The 3499-nt window shown below is 27.4% G+C and carries 2 protein-coding genes; both read left to right on the top strand.

The window, feature by feature from the left end; all coding sequences use genetic code 11:
* Positions 1–1796: FtsX-like permease family protein (locus KGF50_RS20825; protein WP_227849828.1), on the top strand; the 1796-nt coding region annotated here is incomplete at its 5' end.
* Positions 1797–2020: 224 nt separating this feature from the next.
* On the top strand, positions 2021–3295 hold the full coding sequence (locus KGF50_RS20820; protein WP_227849827.1) for a 4Fe-4S dicluster-binding protein: 1275 nt from the start codon (positions 2021–2023) through the stop codon (positions 3293–3295).
* Positions 3296–3499 lie beyond the last annotated feature (204 nt).

The raw sequence follows: 3499 nt of genomic DNA, 5'->3' as shown, positions 1-3499 counted from the left end.
ATAATGAACATTTATTGAGATTACAGGGAGCTAGTAAGTATGTAAATATAAATAGTTCTATAAAAGCTATAATTACTATGGTAACTATTTTAGTAATTATATGTACAATTGCTACAGTATATAATTCTTTTAGTATTTCTATAACTGAACGAAAAAAGCAGTTTGGAATATTAAATTCTATAGGAGCTACAACTAATCAAATCAAAAGATTAGTTTTTATTGAAGGCATTATAATTAGTTTTATTGGTATACCAATAGGACTATTGTCTGGAACAGTAGCTATAGATTTAGTATTTAAAGCTATAAATAAATATCTTACAGAATCAGTTGTATCACAGATGGGTTTACAAATAGTATACAATCCATTAATAATAATTATCAGTATAATAATTGTTTTGCTTACAATTTTCATATCAATTCTCCTACCTGCAATAACAGCTTCTAATATTTCTCCTCTTAGTGTAATAAGGAGCAGTGGAGATTACAAAGTAGGTAAGGTTAAAAATTCGAAACTTATTAAATTAGTTTTTGGAACAGAAGGTGTACTTGCATATAAAAGTGTAAGAAGAAATAGAAAGAAATTTATTGTGACACTTTTTTCTTTAATAGTAAGTATAGTAATATTTATATCTTTTAGCGGATTTATGGCGAATTTCTTAAAAGGTGAAGAAATCAGGAATTCTCAAAGAAACTATGATTTATATTTAAGTTCAAGACAAATATCTAAGTCTATGGATGATACTATAAATAAACTAAAAAATATACCTGGAATAAAAAACTTTGAAGTAGCTACAGGAGAGTATGTTTCTATAGGAGTTAGTAAGGATAAAATAAATAAATCTAAAGAAAATATAATTAAAGATTATTATCAACAACGTAAGGTTGGAGATAGTTATGAATATGAGTTTAACAATAATGAATTAATTTTTCCTGGAGAGAGTGCAATACAAAATAAAACAAAAAACTTAATAAAAGGCTCTTTTGATAAAGAAAGAGCGATTAAAGAAAATGGAGTGATATTTGTTAGAAAAAGTTACTTTGAATCAAAGGGTAAGAAAGGAGTAATAGAGCTAACTAATTACAAAGTTGGAGATACTGTAACTTGTGAATATACTGACGAAAATGATTCAAAGAAAAAAGTAAATATAAAAATTCTTGGTATAACAGATGAAGAACGTCTAGGAATGGGTTATCAAAATATGGGATTGCAATTTATAACTTATGATGAGGTTGCTGAAAATATGGATTTAAAGTTAGAGAAAGGTATTGTCTTTATTGACTCAGGGGGAGGTGCTCAGACTAGGAAGAATATAGAGTCTTTGGCTAAGAAAAATAATGTCAATTTCCATGATGAAAATACAAGTGACAAAAGTGCAAAGCAAAATTTAAAAGCTATTAAAGTTTTTGTATATGGGTTTATAGTAGTGATATCTCTAGTAAGTGTTACAAATATACTAAATACAGTAAGTACAAGTATAAATCTAAGAAAAAGAGAACTAGCAATAATACAATCAATAGGTGTTACTCCTGTAGGCTTTAGAAAAATGATATACTTAGAAAGTTTTATCTATGGTATTTTATCGTTATTGTTTGGCGTACCAATTGGTATTGGGCTGATATTAATTATGAATAAATTAGTTTCAGGTGTAATTGAATTTTCTACAGTTATACCATGGACAGCAATTGTCATATGTATAGTGAGTGTTTTTATAATAACCTTTATAGCAGCGTATATACCTATGAATAAATTAAATAAGGAGAATATAATAGATAATATAAGAAAAGAAAGTATATAAAATACTATAAAAATAATTTATAGATATATAAATTATTATTAAAACCGTTTAATTGGTATAAACTATAATTATGCTGATTAAACGGTTTTTATTTATATAAGAAATCTAATAAATAAATTGCTAGAGGTATTTAACTATTTAGAAAGAATTGGTATTATATAAAGTAGGAGTTTAGATAATAAGGAAAGATATTTGATTCTATTGGAAAACAAAAGAAAAAGAAGGTGATTACTATTTCTCATATAACTGCTAAAAACATGTATAAAAGCTTAGAGGAAAGAATAAATAAATTTCCACAGGGTGCTCCACCATCCGATACATTATATAAAATACTAAATGTACTTTTTACAGAACAAGAGGCAAAATTAGTGGCACAACTTCCAATAAAGCCTTTTAGAGTAAAAACAGCAGCTAAAATTTGGAGTATAAGTGAAAGTGAAGCATACAGAGTGCTAGATAAGTTAGCTAGCAGGGCGCTAATACTAGATATAGAAGATAAAAAAGGTAAAAAATATATAATGCCTCCTCCAATGGCTGGTTTTTTTGAGTTTGCCATGATGAGAACAAGACATGATATAGACCAAAAACTTTTATCAGAACTTTACTATCAGTATATGAATGTAGAAGAAGACTTTATTAAAGATTTATTTTATTCAACAGAAACAAAACTTGGAAGAGTTTACGTTCAAGAAGAAGTATTGACTAATGATAATGAAGTAAGTATTTTAGATTATGAGAGAGCTACTCATATAATTGACGAATCAGCTCATATAGGTATAAGTATGTGTTATTGTAGACATAGAATGCAACATGTTGGAAAAGCCTGTGATGCTCCTATGGATATATGTATGACATTTGATAATGTAGCTAATTCTTTAATAAACAATAAATTTGCAAGACGTGTAGATAAAGTAGAATGTAAGGAATTACTTCATCAGGCATATGAACATAATTTAGTTCAATGTGGAGAAAATGTTCGAAAAGGAGTTACATTTATATGTAATTGTTGTGGTTGCTGTTGTGAGGCGTTAGTAGCAGCAAAAAGATTTGGAAATCTTCACCCAGTACAAACAACTAGTTTTATACCAAATATAAACCATGAAAGTTGTGTAAAGTGTGGTAAATGTATATCTGCATGTCCAATAGATGCAATAAGTAAAGTAAAAGAAAATGATAAAGAATATATAAAAATTGATGAGGATAGATGTCTAGGTTGTGGTGTTTGTGTTAGAAATTGTCACAAAAATAGTATTATGCTATTAAAGAGAGATGAAAAAATAATAACTCCTGCAAATTCAGTACATAGAGCAGTTCTCATGGCAATCGAGAAAGGGCAATTACAAAATCTAATTTTTGATAATAATGCCTTAGTTAGTCATAGAGCTATGGGAGCGATACTATCAGCCATATTGAAACTTGAACCAGCCAAAAAAGCTTTGGCTAGTAAGCAGCTAAAGTCAGTATACTTAGATAAATTACTAAGTATGAATGATAAATAAAGATTAATTTTATAATTGTAATAAAAACGGGTTATATTCAAATGAAATTATTTGAATATAACCCGTTTTAAAATATTAAGCTATTTCTTTAATTTGTTTAAATGAATTTTCATTTCCATTTCCACCAATTTGTGTTACTGATTTAAATCTCATAGTTTTAAATAGTTCTTTTTGACTATAGTCTAGTAAATTTCCTACTAGTAT

This window comes from Clostridioides sp. ZZV15-6598, from assembly GCF_020657705.1.
Lineage (GTDB): Bacteria > Bacillota > Clostridia > Peptostreptococcales > Peptostreptococcaceae > Clostridioides > Clostridioides difficile_F.
The sequence above is the reverse complement of the archived record's forward strand: the minus strand, read 5'-3'. Positions and strand labels throughout refer to the sequence as shown.